Origin of the sequence: Microbacterium sp. SYP-A9085 (genome assembly GCF_009649635.1) — a bacterium.
Classification (GTDB): Bacteria; Actinomycetota; Actinomycetes; order Actinomycetales; family Microbacteriaceae; genus Microbacterium.
Window position 1 is genome coordinate 107,047 of the sequence record NZ_WJII01000007.1, and the last position, 18,948, is coordinate 125,994.

Consider the following 18,948-nt stretch of genomic DNA (forward strand, 5'->3'; position numbering starts at 1 on the left):
ACATCCGCTGAGGGCCGTCGGCCCGGGGTTCCCCCGGCCGACGGCCCTTTCACTGTGTGTGCGGCGTGCGGGGGCGAATCCCCGTCCCTTCGTGACGCCTCGCGCCTCCCGATGCGACCCCACGGGACGCCCCTTTGGGGCTGGTCCGCGAGGCATCCCCGAACTCCGCGAGGCAGCCCCGAACTCCACGAGGCAGCCCCGAACTCCACGAGGCAGCCCCCAACTCCACGAGGCAGCCCCCAAGTCGGCGACACTCCACATCTGACGCACAAGCGACGGGCGGAAACGAGGGCACCCAGAGCAGATTGGGGGGGGGAACTCGATGGAAGATTGTGCATTGATCAGGCGGCGGGTCGCGGACGGGGTTCCGCGGCGTCAGGTCGCAAGGCAGCTCGGTATCGGACGTCGCCGACACTAGCCGGTCTCCGACTGGGGCACCGTGTTCGGAGACCAGGTCGTCGTCGCCGCGATGATCCGACCGCATCGTCCACCACGCCGAGGTCATCACCCTCAAAGGCGCCTTGCCACGGGGCTCCGAGGCTGCCGCATCGACAGCCTCCCCAACACCGGACATCACTGAGCCCGCTGACTAGGCTCCGGACGACCGACAACGGTCGTTTCCCCGCATCCGGGGTTCGCTGTCCCATAGCACCGTCCTCGGGGCAGCTCCGAACTCCGCGAAGCAGCCCCGAACCCGGGGATGCCTCGCGTAGTTGGGGGATGCCTCGCGTACTTGGGGGATGCCTCGGCGAAAGCGTGAGGGCCCCGTCGCGCGCGACGGGGCCCTCACGGGTACACGGGGGAGAGTGGCTAGTCCCGCTTGCCCTTCTCGTGGTCCTCCTCGGCGAGCACCGAGGTCGGGCGCACCGGGATCTCGCCGGTCCGGGTGTCCTCGCCCTCGGGGCGCAGCGGCGCCTCCGGGTGCCCGGCCCGTGTGTGCGCACCCTGGATCTCGGCGTCCTCCACCGTGCGCATCTCCTCGAGCGCGTGGTGCTGGTGCGCCACGGCGGCATCGAGCTCGGCCTGCGTGACGGGCGTGAGCCGGTCCTCGAAGAACCAGCGCGACATCCCGGCCCGCACGTTCTGCCAGAAGCCGATCCGGCCCCGGGTGTTGGGACGCACCACGAGCGGCTCGTACGTCTCGTAGTCGACGAGCCTGAACCGATCGAAGTGGTCGACGGGGCGGTGCACCTCCATGAACTCGCCACCGGGCAGGCGCACGATCCGTCCGGACTCGTAGCCGTGCAGCACTATCTCGCGATCCTTCTTCTGCAGCGCTATGGCGATCCGCTTCGCGACGAAGTAGCCGATGATCGGGCCGAGGATCAGCATCGCCTGCAGCGTGTGGATCACGCCCTCCATCGTCAGCTGGAAGTGCGTGGCGATGAGGTCCGAGGATGCCGCGGCCCACAGCACCGCGTAGAACACCACGCCGGCCACGCCGATCGCGGTGCGGGTCGCCGCGTGCCGCGGACGCTGCGCGATGTGGTGCTCGCGCTTGTCACCGGTGATCCACGCCTCGATGAAGGGGTAGATCATGACCAGCACGATGAACAGACCCAGCACCAGCACCGGAAGGATGATGTTGAACGACCAGGTGCGGTCGAGCAGCACGAACTCCAGGTGCGGGGGCACGAGGCGCAGCGCGCCGTCGGCGAATCCGATGTACCAGTCCGGCTGGGTGCCCGCGGACACCGGGGACGGGTCGTACGGACCGTAGTTCCAGATCGGGTTGATCGTGAACAGCGACGCTATCAGCACGATGATGCCGAAGACGATGAAGAAGAACCCGCCCATCTTCGACATGTACACCGGCATCATCGGGTAGCCCACGACGTTGCTGTTGGTGCGTGCGGGGCCCGCGAACTGCGTGTGCTTGTTGATCACCATCAGCATGAGGTGCAGCACGAGCAGTCCGACGAGGATCGCCGGCAGCAGCAGGATGTGCAGCGTGTACAGGCGGCCGACGATCTGGTCCCCGGGGAACTCTCCGCCGAACATCAGGAACGACGTCCATGTGCCGATCAGGGGGAGGCCCTTGATCATGCCGTCGATGATGCGCAGGCCGTTGCCGGAGAGCAGGTCGTCCGGCAGCGAGTAGCCGGTGAAGCCCTCGGCCATCGCGAGGATGAACAGGATGAAGCCGATCACCCAGTTCAGCTCACGCGGCTTGCGGAACGCGCCGGTGAAGAAGATGCGCAGCATGTGCACGCCGATGCCGGCCACGAACACGAGCGCCGCCCAGTGGTGGATCTGACGCACGAGCAGGCCGCCGCGGATGTCGAACGACAGGCGCAGGGTCGAGTCCAGCGCCGCGGACATCTCCACGCCCCGCATCGGCAGGAACGCGCCGGCGTAGTGCGTGGGCGTCATCGACGCCTGGAAGAAGAACGTCAGGAACGTGCCGGACAGCAGCACGACGACGAAGCTCCACAGCGCTATCTCGCCGAGCATGAACGACCAGTGGTCGGGGAAGATCTTCCGTCCCAGCTCCTTGACGAAGCCCGACAGGCTGGTGCGCTCATCGATGTAGTTCGATGCCCAGCCGACGAAGCGACCGCCGAGGGGCTTCTCCTTCGACTCCTCCTGGAAGCGGGAGGTGGTGGTTGCGGTACTCAATGGCGCTCCCAGAAGCTCGGGCCGACTGGTTCGTGGAAGTCGCTCTTGGCGACGATGTAGCCTTCGCTGTCGACCTCGATCGGCAGCTGCGGCAGCGGCCGCGCGGCCGGGCCGAAGATGACGCGGGCGTTGTGCGAGACGTCGAACTGCGACTGGTGGCACGGGCACAGCAGGTGGTGCGTCTGCTGCTCGTACAGGGCCACCGGGCACCCGACGTGCGTGCACACCTTGGAGTAGGCGACGATGCCGTCGAAGCCCCAGTCCTCACGGCCGGGCGCGGGGTGCAGCTCGTCGACGGGAAGGCGCATCAGCAGGACGATGGCCTTCGCCTTCTCCTCGAGGTAGCCCTGCCCGTGGTCGAGCTTGGCGAGGTCCTCGGGGATGACGTGGAACGCGGACCCCAGCGTCACATCGGACGCCTTGATCGGCACACCGCTCGGGTCGTGCGCGAGACGGCTGCCCTTCTTCCACATCGTGTGGTTGAGCAGGTACACCGGGTCGCCGGCATGCGGATCGGCGGCCGAGTCGTGCGGCGCGAGCCCGCGGAACAGCGTGATGCCGGGGATGATCGACGCCACGAGCGCGGCGAACAGCGAGTTGCGGATCATCACGCGGCGGCCGAAGCCGGATTCCTCGTTGGCCTCCGCGAACGCCTTGTACGACGCCTCGCGCGTCGAGTCGCGGCCGCGCGTCGCGTGCCGGGGCTCGATGAACTCCTTGTCCGACATGATCGCCTTGGACCAGTGGATGGCGCCGATCCCGATCGCCAGCAGCGCGAGTGCGATGCCCAGGCCGATGAAGAGGTTGTTGTGCCGGATGCTGGTGATCTCGCCGTTTTCGATCGGGAAGATCATGTACGCGGCCACAGCCCAGATGCTCGCCGCGACGGACAGGTAGAACAGCGTGTAGACGGTCCTCACCGCCCGCGTCATGGCGGCCGGGTCGGTGTCGGTCTCGCGCTCACGGTGCGGGGGCAGCGCGGCGTTCTGCACCGGGTCGGGGACCGCGACGGCGAGCCCGGGGGAGGGCTTCCACGAAGCCCTCTCGTGCTCGAGCGGGTCTTCCTCGTGTGCCATGGTGCTCCTCGTGCGTGGAATTCAGTAGGGAAAGAGTGTGATCAGTTGGATTTCGCGGTGATCCACACCGTGACCCCGATCAGGGATCCGATGCCGAAGATCCAGATGAACAGGCCCTCTGCGACCGGGCCGAGCGAGCCGAGCGCGAAGCCGCCGGCGGACTCGTGCTGCTGCAGGTAGAGCAGGTACGAGATGATGTCGCGCTTCTGCTCGAGGTTGAGGTTCAGGTCGCTGAACACCGGCATGTTCTGCGGGCCGGTGACCATCGCCGCGTACATGTGCAGCGCGCTGGTCTTGTCCAGTGCCGGGGCGTACTTGCCCTCGGTGAGGGCACCGCCGGCGCCCGCGACGTTGTGGCACATGGCGCAGTTGGTGCGGAAGATCTCCGCCCCGGTGGCCACGTCGCCCTTGCCGTCCAGCGTCTGCTGGTCCGGGTACGTGGGGCCGGGGGAGACGGACTGGACGTACGCCGCCATCGCGCGGATCTGGTCCTCGGTGAACTGCACCGGCTTCTGCGGCGCCTGCGGCCCCTGCATGGCCAGCGGCATCCGACCGGTCGCCACCTGGAACTCGACGGAGAGCTCGCCGACGCCGAACAGGGACGGACCGTTCGCGGTGCCCTGGAGATCCATGCCGTGACAGGTCGCGCAGTTCGCCTGGAACAGCTTCTTCCCGTCGTCGACCGTCAGCGCGGTCTTCGTCGTGGAGGTGTCGGTGGAGGCCACAGCTGCCGATGCGCCGGCGTAGATCCCGCCGGTCATCAGCAGGCCGACGCCGATCAGGACGACGGCTGCCAGGGGACTGCGGCGCCCGGAGGCGCGACGCTTGTTCTCACGTGCCATATCAGGTGCGGCTTTCAGTTCTTACTTCAGGAAGTAGATGACAAGGAACAGGGCGATCCAGACGACGTCGACGAAGTGCCAGTAGTACGACACCACGATCGAGGTTGTCATCTCCTTGCGCCCGAAGTTCTTCACGGCGTAGGCGCGTCCGATCACCAGGAGGAACGCGATGAGGCCGCCCGTGACGTGCAGGGCGTGGAAGCCGGTGGTGAGGTAGAACGCCGAGGCGTACGCGTTGGCGTGGATCGACATCCCCTCGATCGTCAGCGTGGCGTACTCCCAGACCTGCCCGGACACGAAGATAGCGCCCATCGCGAAGGTGAGGAAGAACCACTCGACCATGCCCCAGCCGAGGGGCCCGCGTTTCTTCGTGGAGTACGGCTGGAAGCGCTCCGCCGCGAACACGCCCATCTGGCACGTCACCGAGGAGAGCACGAGGATGATCGTGTTCACGGCGGCGTATGGCACGTTCAGGTGCTGAGTCATGTCCGCCCACAGATCGGGGGACGTGCTGCGCAGAGTGAAGTAGATCGCGAAAAGGCCCGCGAAGAACATCACTTCGCTGCCGAGCCAGACGATCGTACCGACGGCGACCGGGTCTGGTCGCTTCACTGTGCGCAAAGCCTGGTTGAAAGTCGCTGGGGTCGTCACGCTCCCCATTATGGCCGATTCCGGGCCCGGATATTCGCATCGGCGTGCCTTCATCGGACGGATCTGCGACTTGAAGGAAGCCCAGCGTCCGCCGGGCTTGCGGCCAGAGTTCGCCGCGGGTGTGCTGGGCGCTTGCTGAGAATCCCCGGTGAGCCCGCGGTTGCCGGATGCCGCCGTCCGGCCTCTCCGGGAAGGGGTGGATGCCGCGCCTCGGTAGGATCTTCAGACATGGCAGATCTCACGTCCTGGCCCTCGATCCTGACGACCCTTCTGAAGGGACGCGATCTGAGCGTGTCGGAGGCGACGTGGGCCATGCGCCAGGTGATGTCGGGGCGCGCAACGCCGTCGCAGCTGGGTGCGTTCCTGGTCGCGCTGCGCGTGAAGGGCGAGACCGTCGACGAGATCGTCGGCTTCCGCGACGCCATCCTCGAGGCGGCGCTGCCGCTGCCCGTGGAAGCCGACGTGCTGGACATCGTCGGCACCGGCGGGGACCGCGCGGGCACCGTCAACATCTCCACGATGGCGGCCGTGGTGGCGGCGGCATCCGGTGTTCCCGTCGTCAAACACGGCAACAAGGCCGCCAGTTCGTCATCCGGGTCGTCCGACGTGCTGGCCGCGCTCGGACTGGACCTCACCCTGGCGCCCGACAAGGTGGCGGAGACGCTGCGGCGGACGGGGATCACGTTCGCCTTCGCGTCGGCGTTCCATCCCGGGTTCCGACACGCCGGCCCCACCCGGTCGGAGCTGGGCGTGCCGACCGTCTTCAACTTCCTCGGACCGCTGTGCAACCCCGCGCGCGCGGAGGCGAACGCGGTGGGGGTCGCCCAGCTTGACCGCGTGCCGCTGATCACGGGCGTGTTCCGCACCCGCGGGGCCACGGCGCTCGTGTTCCGCGGCGATGACGGCCTGGACGAGATGACCACCACCGGGCACAGCCGGGTGTGGGAGGTCAGCCTCGGCGACATCCACGAGCACGACATCTACCCGCCGGACCTCGGCATCCCGCTCGCCGAGCTCGAGGACCTTGTCGGCGGCGATCCGGACCACAACGCCGCCGTCGTGCGCCGCACGCTGGGCGGCGAGGCCGGCCCGGTCCGGGACATCGTGCTGCTGAACGCGGCCGCGGGGCTCGTCGCGTACCGGCTGTTCCGCGACCCCACCCAGGTGCAGCGCCCGATCCTCGACCGCCTCCGCGACGGCGTCGAGACCGCCGCGCGCACCATCGACAGCGGGGCGGCGGGCGCCAAACTCGACGAATGGGTCACGGCCACCCGGTCGTACGCCCACTGAGGACGCCATGGACCCCCGCGCGGCACTCGAGGAGATCGCGTACCTGCTCGAGCGCGAACGCGCGTCGCGCTTCAAGTCGCAGGCGTTCCGCCGCGCGGCCGCGGCCATCGAAGGGCTCGACGACGCGACGCTGAACGATCCCGCGCTGCGGCGACGGCCCGGGGTCGGCGATTCGACGTTCGCGGTGATCCGCGAGGCGCTGGCCGGGGATGTCCCGGGCTATCTCGCGGAGCTGCGGGAGCGTGCCGGGGTCACGGGGGAGTCGGCGCTGCGGCGCATGCTGCGCGGCGATCTGCACGCGCACAGCGACTGGTCGGATGGGCTCACCCCGATCGAGTCGATGGCGGAGGCCGCCCGCGCCCTGGGGCACGAGTACCTCGCGCTCACCGACCACTCTCCGCGGCTGCGTGTGGCGAACGGGCTTTCCGCGCAGCGGCTGCGCGCCCAGCTGGACGTGGTCGCCGGCCTGAACGCCGCGGCCGCGGCGGGCTTCACGCTTCTGAGCGGCATCGAGGTCGACATCCTCGAGGACGGGGCGCTGGACCAGGAGCCGGAGCTGCTGGACGCGCTCGATGTGGTCGTGGCATCCGCGCATTCGAAGCTGCGCATGGAGCACGCCCCGATGACCCGGCGGCTCGTGGCTGCGGCATCCCACCCCCATGTCGACGTGCTCGGGCACGTGACCGGCCGGCTCGTGGAAGGGTCGCGCGGGACGCGCCCGCCGTCCGAGTTCGACGCTCGGGCGGTGTTCGAGGCGTGTGCGGCGCACGGCGTCGCAGTGGAGATCAATTCGCGCCCGGAGCGGCAGGACCCGCCGGACGAGCTGATCGCTACGGCCCTCGAGCTCGGCTGCCTCTTCTCGATCGACTCCGACGCGCACGCGCCGGGCCAGCTGTCGCTGCTGGACCACGGTGCGGCGCGCGCGGAGGCTGCCGGCATCCCCGCGGACCGGATCGTCACGACGTGGCCGCTGGACCGGCTGCGGGAATGGACGGCGCGCCCCCGCTGATCCGGGGTGTCGTCGAGGCCTCTCAGTGCTCGGGTGGGACGGGCGCGTTGGCGCGCAGCACCTCCAGGCGCTTGCGGTACTCGACCTCGTCGATATCGCCCTGCGCGTAGCGTTCTGCCAGCGTCGCCTCGGCTTGCCGGGTGGGGGTCATGCGTCCGTACGGGCCGTATCCGCTGTGCATGGCGGCGCGGCGCCAGCGGCGCCCGAAGACGGCGAACAGGATCACGAACAGCGCGATCCAGAACAGCGGGATCAGCAGGAACCACCAGCCGAAGCCGGGGCCCCAGTATGCGGCGCCGTGGACGGCCGGGACGGCCAGTGCAGTGATCATGATGTCCCTCTCGTGTGCGGGTCGCGGCGATCGCGACCCCTCGCCACCGAGTCAACGCGGCAGAGGACGTTCGCGAATCCGCCGCAGGGAGTGATCCGGACTGCTCCAGCGGGAGTACGGCTAGCGCCAGCCGGGCGCGACGAGTCCCGACTCGTACCCGATCACGACGAGCTGGGCGCGATCGCGAGCGTGCAGCTTCCGCATGATCCGGGAGACGTGCGTCTTCACGGTCAGCGGGGACAGGAACAGGTGCCGGGCCATCTCGTCATTCGTGAGCCCCTGTGCCACCAGGCGCAGCACCTCGGTTTCGCGCTCCGTGAGCTCGGCGAGAACTCGGGGGTCCGGGGCATCCCGGAGCCCGCCGGCGGCGCGTTCGAGCAGCCGTCGTGTGACGCCGGGGGACAGCAGCGCGTCGCCGGAGGCGACCACGCGCACCGCGCGGATGAGGTCGACGGGTTCGGTGTCCTTCACGAGAAATCCGCTGGCGCCGGCGCGGATAGCCCTGGCAACGTATTCGTCGAGTTCGAACGTCGTGACGATCACGACCCGCAGGCCGGTCAGGGCGGGGTCGGCGGCGATCTGCTCGGTGGTCCACAGGCCGTCGCCGTCCGGCATCCGGATGTCGAGCAGCGCCACGTCGACCGGGGTCTCGCGCACAAGGCGCAGCAGTTCCTCGCCCCCGGAGGCCTCGACGAGGACCTCGATGTCGGGTTCGGAGTCGAGCAGGGCCCGGAATCCGGCGCGGACGAGCTGGTGATCGTCGGCGATCGCGACGCGGATCATGCGGGCTCCTCCCACGGCAGCCGGGCGAGGACGCGCGTGCCGCCGAGCGGGCCGACGGTCAGGTCGACGGTGCCGCCCAGGAGCGCGGCGCGCTCGCGCATGCCGCGCACGCCGCCGCCTTCCGGACGGCCGGCGGACCCGACCCCGTCGTCGTCGACCGCGATCACGAGGACGTCGTCCTCGCAGCTCAGATGCACGACCGCGTGCGCCGCCTCGGAGTGGCGCACGACGTTCGTCAGCGCCTCCTGGACGATGCGGTAGGCGGCGGTCTGGATGCCGCTGCGCGGCATCCGTCCCCGCAGGCCGTCGTCGAGGGTCACCGTGAGGCCGTGGCCGGTGCGCTCGGCGACCAGCGCGGGGATCTCGGCGAGCTGGGCCTGCGGGGTTAGCGAGATGCCGGTGGGCGTGGTGCTGTCCGCGTCGTCGCCCCGCAGGATCGCCAGCACCCCGCGTACCTCGTCCAGTCCCGTCGCCGACAGTCGGCGAATGCTCGCCAGCGCTTCACGCGCGCGCTCGGGCTCCCGGTCGAACAGGTGCAGGCCGACACCGGACTGCACGGCGATCTGGCTGAGCGAATGGGCGAGCACGTCGTGCAGCTCGCGCGCGATCCGCGCGCGCTCGGCCTGGTCGTTCGCACGGCGCCGCTCGACCAGCTGCGCGCGGTGCGAGGCCGCGCGTTCGACGCGCCGACGGATGCCGGCGCCGATGGCGAAGCACAGGGCGAGGGCCAGCGTCGCGGCCGCTATCCGCAGCGGATGCCACGGGTGGCCGTTCACGCCGCCGACGACCACGACGACGAGCCACGCGGCGCCGACGGAGCCGAGCGCCCAGATGAGGGCGCCGCGCACGATCGCGCCGACGATGGCGAACGCCAGGGCGATCGGGGGAGGCCCTACCTCGGGCGGAAGGAAGAGGTCGGCGGTGACGATTGCGGCCACCACCGCGACGGTCAACCCGGGAAAGGCGCGTGCAGCCAGCAGCGCAAGGGCGGATGCCGCCGCCAGCGCCGTTGCCAGCAGCAGCCAGCGGGGTTCGGCTCTCAGCCAGAGCCCGACACCGATCGTCGGAGGCACCTGGACGAGGAAGGCAACGACCACCGGGACGTACAGCGTCACCCCGGGCGGCGGCCGGAACCGCGGGCCCGCCTGGTCCCACGGATGCTCCGGCATGCAGAAAGGCTACCCGTGCGCCGGCGTCGGCTCATCGGCCGAGCGGAGTGCGCGTGCGTACTCCCGGAGGAGTAGCGCGCACGGGCGTCAGGCGGACGGGGCGCCGGACATCGCCTCCAGGATACGGGTCATCGAGGCGCCGAGGCCGAGCCGGTCGGCGAGTTCCGCGCCGCGGGCACGGGTCGCGGCATCCACCTCCGGCAGCCGGGTGGACGCCACCGCGATCGGGGCGTCCGCGGCAACGCGGACCACCGTCGGGGCGACCGTCAGGTAGTCGTGCGCCTCACCGATCTTCGCGCGCACGCGCGGCGTCATCCCGGGGTCGCCGTCGGCGGCGGCGGCCATCACGGCGTCGAGGGAGCCGTACGTGCGCAGAAGCGCCGCCGCGGATTTCTCGCCGATGCCGGAGACTCCGGGAAGCCCGTCGGAGGGATCGCCACGAAGGGTGGCGAAGTCGGCGTACTGGTCGGCGCGGATGCCGTACCGTTCGCCGATCACGGCGTCGGTGACATCCTCGAGGTTGCTCATGCCGCGGGCCGTGTAGACGACGCGGACACCGCGGGCGTCCTCGACGAGTTGGAAGAGGTCGCGGTCGCCGGTGACGACGTCGACCGGCGTCTGCGCGCGGGCGGCGAGGGTGCCGATGATGTCGTCGGCTTCGTAGCCGGGAGCGCCCACGATGGGCAGACCCAGGGCGCCCAGTGTCTCGCGGATCAGCGGCACCTGCGCGGTGAGCGCGTCGGGCACCTCTTCGACGTCGGGACCGCCGTCGACGAGCCGTGCGACGCGGTGCGCCTTGTAGGTCGGGATGAGGTCGACCCGCCACTGCGGGCGCCAGTCGTCGTCCCAGCACGCGACCAGATCGGTGGGGCGGTAGCTCGTGAGGAGCTTCGCGATGATGTCGAGGAACCCGCGCACCGCGTTGATCGGCGTGCCGTCGGGCGCCTTGACCGAATCGGGGACGCCGAAGAAGGCGCGGAAGTAGAGGGACGCGGAGTCGAGCAGAAGCAACTTCTCGGGGTGCGGTGCGAGGGGCTCGGTCACGCGCCAAGTCTGGCATGACGCAGGGGTGGGGACGAGGCTGGCGGCTCTCAGCAGCCGGGTCCGGTGGGATCCTCCGTGCAGGTGTAGGCGACGAGGGCGGTGCGGGCCTCGAGGATCCGGAGGCTCTGCTCGGCGCTCGTGGAGGTGACGTAACCCGCGACGGCCTGCGTCTGCCCGGTGTCGAACGTGACCACGGGACTGTAGGAGACGGTGACCGCGGCGGTGTAGGTGCCGCGCTCCGCGTAGACGTGACTTGTCGGCGTCGGCGTGAACTGCGCGTCGCCGCGCTGGGTCCAGGACCTGCCGGGCGTGGTCGTGGTGGATGTCGTGCCGTCGCCGTACGTCCACGTGAAGTGGTGCGGCGTGAAGCGGACCGACACGTCGTGGTCGAACAGTTCGCCGTGCAGCGTCTGCGGCGGCGCGGCCGCAACGAGGTTCAGCGGAAGGCCGGCGATGCCGACGTGGTCCGGCTCGGTCGCGAGGGTCGGCGGCGTCGGGCGGAACGTCACGAGGTCGGTCAGGGTCACGGTCGGGATGGGGGTCGTCGACGTCGCTGGGCCGGGCGTCGGGGCGACCCGGCACTCGATGCTGGGCACTTGGCAGTCGACGGGGAGATTCTCACCGGGCACCGCCGGCCGTGCATCGGGGTTCGGGTGCGGGACGGGCTGCGAAGGGGTGGGGTTGCGTGTTCTTGGCCCTCGACCGGTCTGATCTTCGTCTGCATGCTGAGTCTTTTCGCCCGTGATCTCTACTCTGTCGTTCTTGTTGCTGGATACGCACTTGATCTGGAGCAGCGTGCAGGACTCGCCGACAGAAACCGCCGTCGGTTGCGGCGAGCCCCATCCGCTCGCCACGATGATCGACGCCAACAGGGCGAGTACTACTCGCATGATGGTCCGCTATCCCGGCCGTCGACAAAGGAAACTAGCCAGCCGGTGTTTGAATTCGCGGCCGCGAATGTCACGACAATCGTTTGCATGTCGCCGCGGTCGGGCGCAACCATGGATTTGCCATCTTTGCCAAGGAGATCGACCGTGCTCACGTCGACGCATGCGTCCATGGCTATCGAATTCGGGGAGTACGGGACTGATCTAGACGCCTGAATCAGGGTCAAGACGCTGTCGCCAGTTAGCGTCCAGCCGTCGGCATGCATCTTCGTCAGGGACTTCTTCTCGCTGTTCAGTGCCTCGCCGGTTTCCCACTTATAGACGTCTTCAAACGTTGCGGGATCACGCAAGTCGACCTTGTTCAAAGCATCGACGTATGCGCGATACGTCGCCTCGGCGGCCTGGTATGCCTGGGCCTGGCTCGTGAAGCGCGGCGTCGGGGTGGGTGTCGGCTCGGCCTGCGGGGCGCAGCCGGTCACGAGCGCGACGACGCTCAGAGCGGCCAGACCGAAGGCAGGCAGTCGATGAGACACATGCCCACGGTAGCGACACCGGGCCGCACGCCGCCGGACTTATCCACAGGCGCGGACCGCGGCATCCCGGGTCGTCCGATGCGCCACCTTCCGACCGGTCGCAGAAGATGCGGATCTGGGGCGCCGGACGCCACCCCTAGTGGGACGCGTGAGCGGCCGTGTCGCAGAAGATGCTGTGCTGAAGGCGGATAAGCCGCATGTTCTGTGACCTGTCCGCGCCGGGGTGGCCCGCGGTGGACTGCATGGCATCCGGTCGCAGAAGATGTGGGTTTGCGGCGCCGGATGCCACCTTTAGTGGGACGCGCCCCCCAGCGCGTCGCAAAAGATGCGGGATCGAGGGCGGATAAGCCGCATGTTGTGTGACACGATCCGTCCCACCGGCGCCGTCCCACCGGCGGCATTCCACCGCACCCGCGATCCACCTACCGCCCCGACGCCGCAGAGCGCGCCTATAGTCTCGAGCATGGATGACGCACACCGCGCCGAGCTCGGCGAACTGCTGCGCGAGCGGCGCGCGTCGGTCGAGGAGACGCTCGTGGTTCTCACCTCGGACCTCGAGGCCCTCGCCGCCGCGCGCACCGATTCCACCGCCGACGACGAGCACGACCCGGAGGGCGTCACCCTCTCCGGCGAATGGTCACGACTGGAGGGTCTGCGCGTCCAGCAGGAGCGCGAGCGGACCGCCCTGGACGCCGCCATCGCCCGTTGGGATGCCGGCGACTACGGCGTGTGCAAGAGCTGCGGCCGTCCGATCCCGGTCGGGCGCCTGCGGGTGCGCCCGATGGCGACCCTGTGCGTGTCGTGCGCGGAGCGGGCCGGCGTCTGATCCGCGCCCGCGCATCTCAGTCGGCCGGACGCCGGCGCTGCAGATCCCGCGCCGCCTCACCGGGCGTGCGGTCCAGCAGCCGCGTCGGCCAGGTGAGGTCCCAGCCGGCGTTCTGCGCGCGGGAGGCCCGCAGGCTCTCCGCCGTGTACCCGGACGAACGCGGCACTGACGCGAGGAACGCGTCGTAGCGTCGCAGCCGGATGCCGAGCGCCGTCGTGGTCGCGCCGATGCGATCCACGTCGGCCCAGTCGATCCGCCCGCCGCCGCCGAGGGCTATACCGTCATCGTCCGCACGCAGCGGCACGGTCCGGCGCCACTGCGTGATGAACGCGGACCCGCCGCCGATGCCGAAGAACGCCACCGCCCCGGTGCCGACGATCACGTTCAGCGTCTGGGTGGGAGCCAGCAGCAGGACGACGACCCCCATCGCCGTGAACAGCGCACACACGATCACCAGGACGATGAGCGCACGGCGCGGGGAGACGATCCGGACGGGGGCGGTGGAGGCGGCCATCCCCCCACGGTAATCGGCCCCGGGAACATCGCAGACGACGACGCCGTTCTGATACTCTGGAGTGTCATTCGTGTGGCGATGGTTTCGCGCGCTCGTGACACGCAACACAATCCGCTCCGCTCCGGCATCCGCCGTGACCGTCGACGCCTTCGGGATGTCGCGCGGGACAGCGTGCCGGGGCCCGACACATCAACCCAACAAGGACAACCCACTACATGACTACCGCAACGACCGCCCCGGCCGCCAAGCAGGTCGCGATCAACGACATCGGATCTGCCGAGGACTTCCTGGCCGCGGTCGAGAAGACGCTGAAGTTCTTCAACGACGGAGACCTCATCGAAGGCACTGTCGTCAAGATCGACCGCGACGAGGTCCTCCTCGACGTCGGCTACAAGACCGAGGGCGTCATCCCCTCGCGCGAGCTTTCCATCAAGCATGACGTCGACCCGAACGAGGTCGTTGGCGTCGGCGACCAGGTCGAGGCGCTGGTTCTCCAGAAGGAGGACAAGGAAGGCCGCCTCATCCTCTCCAAGAAGCGTGCGCAGTACGAGCGCGCGTGGGGCGACGTGGAGAAGATCAAGGAGAACGACGGCGTCGTGACCGGTCAGGTCATCGAGGTCGTGAAGGGCGGTCTCATCGTCGACATCGGGTTGCGCGGCTTCCTCCCGGCATCCCTCATCGAGTTGCGTCGCGTCCGCGACCTGACCCCGTACCTGGGCCAGGAGCTCGAGGCGAAGATCCTCGAACTGGACAAGAACCGCAACAACGTGGTGCTCTCTCGCCGCGCCCTGCTCGAGCAGACGCAGTCGGAGTCCCGCACGAACTTCCTCAACAACCTGCACAAGGGCCAGGTCCGCAAGGGCACGGTCTCCTCGATCGTCAACTTCGGCGCGTTCGTCGACCTGGGCGGCGTGGACGGCCTCGTGCATGTCTCCGAGCTGTCCTGGAAGCACATCGAGCACGCGTCCGAGGTCGTCGAGGTCGGCCAGGAGGTCACCGTCGAGATCCTCGAGGTGGACCTGGACCGTGAGCGCGTGTCGCTGTCGCTGAAGGCGACGCAGGAGGACCCGTGGCAGGTCTTCGCACGGACTCACGCGATCGGCCAGATAGCACCGGGCAAGGTCACCAAGCTCGTTCCGTTCGGCGCCTTCGTGCGCGTCGCGGACGGCATCGAGGGCCTCGTGCACATCTCCGAGCTGTCCGGCAAGCACGTCGAGCTGGCCGAGCAGGTCGTCTCGGTGGGTGAAGAGGTCTTCGTCAAGGTCATCGACATCGACCTGGAGCGCCGGCGCATCTCGCTGTCGCTGAAGCAGGCGAACGACGCCGTCGACCCGTTCGGTACCGAGTTCGACCCGGCCCTCTACGGCATGGCCACCGAGTACGACGAGAACGGGGAGTACAAGTACCCCGAGGGATTCGACCCGGAGACCAACCAGTGGAAGGAAGGCTTCGACGAGCAGCGCGAGAAGTGGGAGCAGGAGTACGCCGCTGCTCAGGCGCGCTGGGAGGCCCACAAGGCGCAGGTCGCGAAGGCTCAGGAGGCGGAGGCCGCCGGCTTCCGCGAGACCGAGGCTGCGCCGTCCTTCGCGGGCGACTCGACCCCGGCGGGCACCCTCGCCGACGACGAGGCCCTCGCCGCGCTGCGGGAGAAGCTCGCCGGCCGCTGAGCCAGTGACCGGGATCGCATTGATCCTGCAGAGGACCGGAGCCTTCGGGCTCCGGTCCTCTCGCATTCCCACCCCCGTGCGCTCCCCGCGTTTGCCGCGCCGACACGGTACGTTCGCTGTATGGCGGAGCCGACTGCGCACTCCGGGCCGCTGGCGCCCGACCGCACACGCGACCGCACCGCGCTGCTGAATCAGCTCATGCTGGGCGGTGTCGTGCTCATCCTCACGGTGTTCGTGGCCAGCACTTCGTTCCCGGGCGATCTCGGGCTCTTCTTCGTTGGTGTGCTGACCGTCTTCCTGGTCACGGCCCTGACGCTCATCGTCCCGTGGAACTCATTGCCCCTGGGGTGGATGGCGGTGGTGCCCGGCGTCGACCTCGCAGCGATCTTCATCATGCGCATGTCCAGCCCGTCGTCGGGCTTCGGGCTGCTGTGGATCTTCCCCGTGATCTGGCTTGCCACGACGTTCGGCATGCGGGGGCTGATCGCCGGCGCCCTCGCGACGGTGATGCTGTTCGCAGCGGTGGTGTGGCTGGATCCGGAGCACCGCGTCGAGTACTCGACGCTGCTGCTGCCGCTGATAGTGCTCGCGGTGTCGGCGGCCTCGTTCCTCACGGCCCGTCAGTCGGCCGCGCAGCGCCACCTGCTCGACAAGCAGGCGCAGGTGCTCGCCGCCGCGCTGGAGCGCACCCGCCGGCAGGAGCAGGAGGTCACCGAGGTGCTGGATGCCGTCGATTTCGGGGTCGTCCGCATCGACGCCGACGGCAGCACCGCCGTCACGAACGAGGCGCACGGGCGACTGCAGCGTCCCGTCGGCGGACCGGACGAGCCGGTCGCCGCCTACCAGGACAACGGGACGACGCCGCTGCCGCTGGAGGAGTCGCCGCTGCAGCGCGCGCTGCGCGGTGAGGCGTTCAACGGGCAGCTCGTCTGGTACGGCGACCCGTCCGGGCCGCGGCAGGTGCTCAGCGTCACCGCCCGCCGGCTCACCGACACTGCAGGCAAGGACCGGGGCGCCGTCGTGATCTCGCGCGACGTCACCCCCGAGATCGCCGCGCTGCAGGCGCGCGACGAGCTCGTGGCATCCGTGTCGCACGAGCTGCGCACCCCGCTCACCTCGATCCTCGGCTACCTCGATCTCGTCCTCGACGACGAATCCGTCCCCGCCGACGCACGCCGCAAGCTCGAGATCGCCGAGCGCAACGCGGAGCGACTGCTCGCCATCGTCGCCGACGTCCTCGCCGCGTCCCGCCGCCCGCACGCGGTCACCGCGCAGTTGCCGATCCAGCCCGTCGACGCCGACATCCGCCCCGTTGTGCAGGCGGCGGTCGAGTCGATGCTGCCGCGCGCCGCCGAGCGCAACGTGAGCATCGACGACACCGGTGTGCCCTCCCTGATAGCCCACGTCGATCCGCAGCGCATCCGGCAGGTGCTGGACAACCTGCTCGCGAACGCCGTGAAGTACAACGTGGAGGGGGGCCAGATCGCGATCACGGCCGCCGCGGACGGGGACGACGTGCTGATCGCCGTCCGTGACACCGGCGTCGGCCTGGAGGACACCGACCAGTTGCGTCTTTTCCAGCGGTTCTACCGCGGCAATGCGGTGCGCGCGTCGGGCATGGCGGGGACCGGGCTCGGGCTCGCGATAAGCCGAGAGATAGCGCGGGCGCACGGCGGCGACATCACAGTGACCACAGGGGAGTCGGGCGTGGGATCCATATTCACCGTCCGGGTGCCCGGCGCGAGGGAGGCGGCAACTTGAACCTGGATCTGCTGTCGCTGCAGGTCATGACCGCCCTGGTCGTGATCGTCAGCGGAGTCATCTACATCATCGGCACCGTCATCCGCCGGGATGAAGGGTCCAGCCGGCTCTGGTCGGTCGCCTTCCTGTCCGGCACGGTGTGCGTGATCGCCTACCTCATCTGGGCCGCGGACCGGCACGCGTGGTGGGCGATCGCCGTCGGCAACGCCACGTTCGTCGGCGTGACCGGCGCGCTCTGGCTCGGATGCCGGGCGTACAACGGGCGCCGGATGCGCTGGTCCGCCGTGCTGAGCGTCACCGGCATCGTCGCGGCGTTCGTCGGTGTGATCGCGCAGGGACCGGACGGGGGCGATTGGGCCGGCGCCGTGGCGATGTTCCTCGCGCTGGCCGTGTTCGGTGCGGTCGGGTGCGTCGAGTGCCTGCGTGGCGAGTTGTTCGCCACCCGGACGGCTTGGGCGCTGGCGATAGTGCTGGGGCTGCAGTGCGTCTACTTCACGGTCCGCACCGTCGGCTTCGTCGTCTGGGGCCCGGAATCGGCGGTGTTCCAGGCATGGTTGGGCACTATCCCCATGAGCTTCCTGGTCGTGACGTTCACGATCGTGACCCTGGTCGCCACCTCGGTGCTGCGCGCGGGCCGGACGCAGGTGCGCGGCGTCGAGGCCATCGTCCGCAACACCGGTGTCGACGTCGGCGTGATGGCGTTCGAGAGCTTCACCGCCGCCGCGCGCAGCGTGCTGACCCGGGCCCAGTGGCGTCACGAGCTTGTCGCCGTGTTCGCCGTGCGCATCGACGACCTCGACCAGATCTCAACGGCCTTCGGCAGCGAAGTCGCCCGCGGCGTCGCAGAGACCTGGCGTTCCGGCGTGCGCCGGCACGCTCCTGCCGCGGCGCGGATCGGGCAGGACGGAGTGAACGGCCTCGTCGCGGTGACCGTCGTCGCCACCGCCGCCGAGGCGCGCACCGTCGCGACGCGGATCGCCCAGGGTGTGTTCGAGGAGCTGCGTGCGGTGCCGGGGTCCGTCATCCCTGATGTGGGCGTGGGACTTGCCCTCAGCGACACGCTGGGCAGCGACCTGGAGACCCTGATGGCGGCCGCCCGTGCCGATTCAGCCGGCCGTGAGCCGGTAGCCCACGCCGCGGACGGTCTCGATCCATCGCGGCCGTGACGCCGTGTCGCCGAGTTTGCGGCGCAGGTTCGCGATGTGGACCTCGATGGCGCGCGCGTCGCTGTCGCTGACGAACTCGGCGCCCGTGTACCGGCCCCCGCGCAGCGTCAGCGTGAGCTCGCTCTTGCCGAGCACCCGGCGGCCGTGCGCCAGCAGCTCCGCGAGGATGTCGAACTCGGTGCGGGTCAGGTCGAGGTCGACGCCGTCGGCGCTGGCCATCCGCATCTGCGGGTGCAGGCGCAGGCCGCGGTGCTCCAGCCACCCCGCTCCGTCCTCCGGCGCGGGATCCTCTGCGCCGGCTGGGGCGAGCACGTGCGACCGCGGCCGGCGCAGCATGGCGTCGATCCGCGCCCGCAGCTCGCGCGGCCGGAACGGCTTCGCGAGGTAGTCGTCGGCGCCGGCCTCCAGCCCCTGGAGCGCGTCGATCTCCTCGGTGCGGGCGGTCAGGATCACCAGATACGTCGAGCTGACGGCGCGGATCCGGCGTGCCGTCTCGAACCCGTCCATCCCCGGCATGTTCACGTCGAGGGTCGTCACGAGGGGATCGGTATCGGCGATCAGCTGCAGCCCCTCGGCGCCGGTGGCCGCGGTGCGCACCGCGAATCCTGCCTGCTCGAGCACGGCCGCCAGGAGCGAGCGGATGTCCTGCTCGTCCTCGATGACGACGGCGGTACGGGATTCGTGCACAGATGACCTCCGGGGTCGGCGGATGGCGTCACGGGAGGCGGCCGCTCCCCTCGACCTGCGGTCAGGATACCCCACGCGTCGCGTCGGCCGTGG

General features: G+C 69.6%; 19 protein-coding genes. 7 read left to right on the top strand and 12 right to left on the bottom strand.

Annotated features, from left to right (window positions below; translation table 11 throughout):
- Window positions 1-322 precede the first annotated feature (322 nt).
- Window positions 323-418: a helix-turn-helix domain-containing protein gene (locus GH740_RS14360; protein WP_367641585.1), complete on the top strand. Its 96-nt coding sequence runs from the start codon at window positions 323-325 to the stop codon at window positions 416-418.
- A 392-nt stretch (window positions 419-810) separates the two neighbouring features.
- On the opposite strand, the gene GH740_RS13160 is transcribed toward GH740_RS14360, so the two are convergent.
- Genes GH740_RS13160 through GH740_RS13175 form a run of 4 tightly spaced genes read right to left on the bottom strand, consistent with a single transcriptional unit; the run spans window position 811 to window position 5,197 of the window.
- Window positions 811-2,619, bottom strand: coding sequence for a ubiquinol-cytochrome c reductase cytochrome b subunit (locus GH740_RS13160; RefSeq protein ID WP_153746547.1), 1,809 nt, complete (start codon window positions 2,617-2,619; stop codon window positions 811-813).
- On the bottom strand, window positions 2,616-3,695 hold the full coding sequence (locus tag GH740_RS13165; protein WP_153746548.1) for a ubiquinol-cytochrome c reductase iron-sulfur subunit: 1,080 nt from the start codon (window positions 3,693-3,695) through the stop codon (window positions 2,616-2,618). The genes GH740_RS13160 and GH740_RS13165 overlap by 4 nt, the downstream gene beginning before the upstream one ends.
- 41 nt (window positions 3,696-3,736) lie before the next feature.
- Window positions 3,737-4,537, bottom strand: a complete 801-nt coding sequence (locus GH740_RS13170) for a cytochrome c (RefSeq protein WP_153746549.1) — start codon at window positions 4,535-4,537, stop codon at window positions 3,737-3,739.
- A gap of 21 nt (window positions 4,538-4,558) precedes the next feature.
- Window positions 4,559-5,197 (bottom strand): heme-copper oxidase subunit III, encoded by a 639-nt coding sequence (locus tag GH740_RS13175; RefSeq protein ID WP_153746550.1) that lies wholly within the window; start codon window positions 5,195-5,197, stop codon window positions 4,559-4,561.
- A gap of 219 nt (window positions 5,198-5,416) precedes the next feature.
- Between GH740_RS13175 and trpD the strand changes: the two genes are divergently transcribed.
- Complete coding sequence (trpD, locus tag GH740_RS13180; protein WP_153746551.1) at window positions 5,417-6,478, top strand: anthranilate phosphoribosyltransferase; 1,062 nt, start codon at window positions 5,417-5,419, stop codon at window positions 6,476-6,478.
- Between the two features lie 7 nt (window positions 6,479-6,485).
- On the top strand, window positions 6,486-7,487 hold the full coding sequence (locus GH740_RS13185) for a PHP domain-containing protein (protein WP_153746552.1): 1,002 nt from the start codon (window positions 6,486-6,488) through the stop codon (window positions 7,485-7,487).
- 22 nt (window positions 7,488-7,509) lie between these two features.
- Here the strand turns inward: GH740_RS13185 and GH740_RS13190 are convergent, their stop codons facing one another.
- From GH740_RS13190 to GH740_RS13215, 6 genes are all read right to left on the bottom strand, one after another.
- Window positions 7,510-7,818: an SHOCT domain-containing protein gene (locus GH740_RS13190; protein ID WP_153746553.1), complete on the bottom strand. Its 309-nt coding sequence runs from the start codon at window positions 7,816-7,818 to the stop codon at window positions 7,510-7,512.
- Window positions 7,819-7,938: 120 nt separating this feature from the next.
- A complete protein-coding gene (locus GH740_RS13195; RefSeq protein ID WP_153746554.1) occupies window positions 7,939-8,601 on the bottom strand; it encodes a response regulator transcription factor in 663 nt (220 codons plus the stop codon).
- The gene (locus GH740_RS13200) at window positions 8,598-9,770 is read right to left on the bottom strand and encodes a sensor histidine kinase (RefSeq protein WP_153746555.1); all 1,173 of its coding nucleotides are present in this window, start codon (window positions 9,768-9,770) and stop codon (window positions 8,598-8,600) included. Before GH740_RS13200 ends, GH740_RS13195 begins: the two co-directional genes overlap by 4 nt.
- Window positions 9,771-9,857: 87 nt before the next feature.
- Window positions 9,858-10,814 (bottom strand): 5'-3' exonuclease H3TH domain-containing protein, encoded by a 957-nt coding sequence (locus GH740_RS13205; protein ID WP_367641586.1) that lies wholly within the window; start codon window positions 10,812-10,814, stop codon window positions 9,858-9,860.
- 47 nt (window positions 10,815-10,861) lie between these two features.
- Entirely contained in the window at window positions 10,862-11,341 is a 480-nt protein-coding gene (locus GH740_RS13210; RefSeq protein ID WP_153746556.1) for a hypothetical protein, read from the bottom strand.
- A gap of 353 nt (window positions 11,342-11,694) precedes the next feature.
- The gene (locus tag GH740_RS13215) at window positions 11,695-12,234 is read right to left on the bottom strand and encodes a hypothetical protein (protein ID WP_153746557.1); all 540 of its coding nucleotides are present in this window, start codon (window positions 12,232-12,234) and stop codon (window positions 11,695-11,697) included.
- Window positions 12,235-12,697: 463 nt separating this feature from the next.
- Here GH740_RS13215 and GH740_RS13220 point away from each other — a divergent pair, with 463 nt between their 5' ends.
- Complete coding sequence (locus GH740_RS13220) at window positions 12,698-13,060, top strand: TraR/DksA C4-type zinc finger protein (protein ID WP_153746558.1); 363 nt, start codon at window positions 12,698-12,700, stop codon at window positions 13,058-13,060.
- A 16-nt stretch (window positions 13,061-13,076) separates the two neighbouring features.
- Here GH740_RS13220 and GH740_RS13225 read toward each other — a convergent pair whose 3' ends face one another.
- Window positions 13,077-13,574: a hypothetical protein gene (locus GH740_RS13225; protein WP_153746559.1), complete on the bottom strand. Its 498-nt coding sequence runs from the start codon at window positions 13,572-13,574 to the stop codon at window positions 13,077-13,079.
- A 215-nt stretch (window positions 13,575-13,789) separates the two neighbouring features.
- On the opposite strand from GH740_RS13225, the gene rpsA reads away from it, so the two are divergent.
- The 3 genes from rpsA (at window position 13,790) to GH740_RS13240 (ending at window position 18,168) form a co-directional block, all read left to right on the top strand.
- Window positions 13,790-15,241: a 30S ribosomal protein S1 gene (gene rpsA, locus GH740_RS13230; protein WP_153746560.1), complete on the top strand. Its 1,452-nt coding sequence runs from the start codon at window positions 13,790-13,792 to the stop codon at window positions 15,239-15,241.
- A gap of 120 nt (window positions 15,242-15,361) precedes the next feature.
- Window positions 15,362-17,002, top strand: a complete 1,641-nt coding sequence (locus GH740_RS13235) for a cell wall metabolism sensor histidine kinase WalK (RefSeq protein ID WP_153746561.1) — start codon at window positions 15,362-15,364, stop codon at window positions 17,000-17,002.
- Window positions 16,999-18,168 (top strand): hypothetical protein, encoded by a 1,170-nt coding sequence (locus tag GH740_RS13240; protein ID WP_153746562.1) that lies wholly within the window; start codon window positions 16,999-17,001, stop codon window positions 18,166-18,168. The genes GH740_RS13235 and GH740_RS13240 overlap by 4 nt, the downstream gene beginning before the upstream one ends.
- On the opposite strand, the gene GH740_RS13245 is transcribed toward GH740_RS13240, so the two are convergent.
- Window positions 18,109-18,855 carry a response regulator transcription factor gene (locus GH740_RS13245; RefSeq protein WP_367641587.1) on the bottom strand — a complete coding sequence of 249 codons (747 nt, stop codon included), beginning with the start codon at window positions 18,853-18,855 and terminating at the stop codon, window positions 18,109-18,111. The two genes, GH740_RS13240 and GH740_RS13245, sit on opposite strands and share 60 nt — an antisense overlap.
- Window positions 18,856-18,948 lie beyond the last annotated feature (93 nt).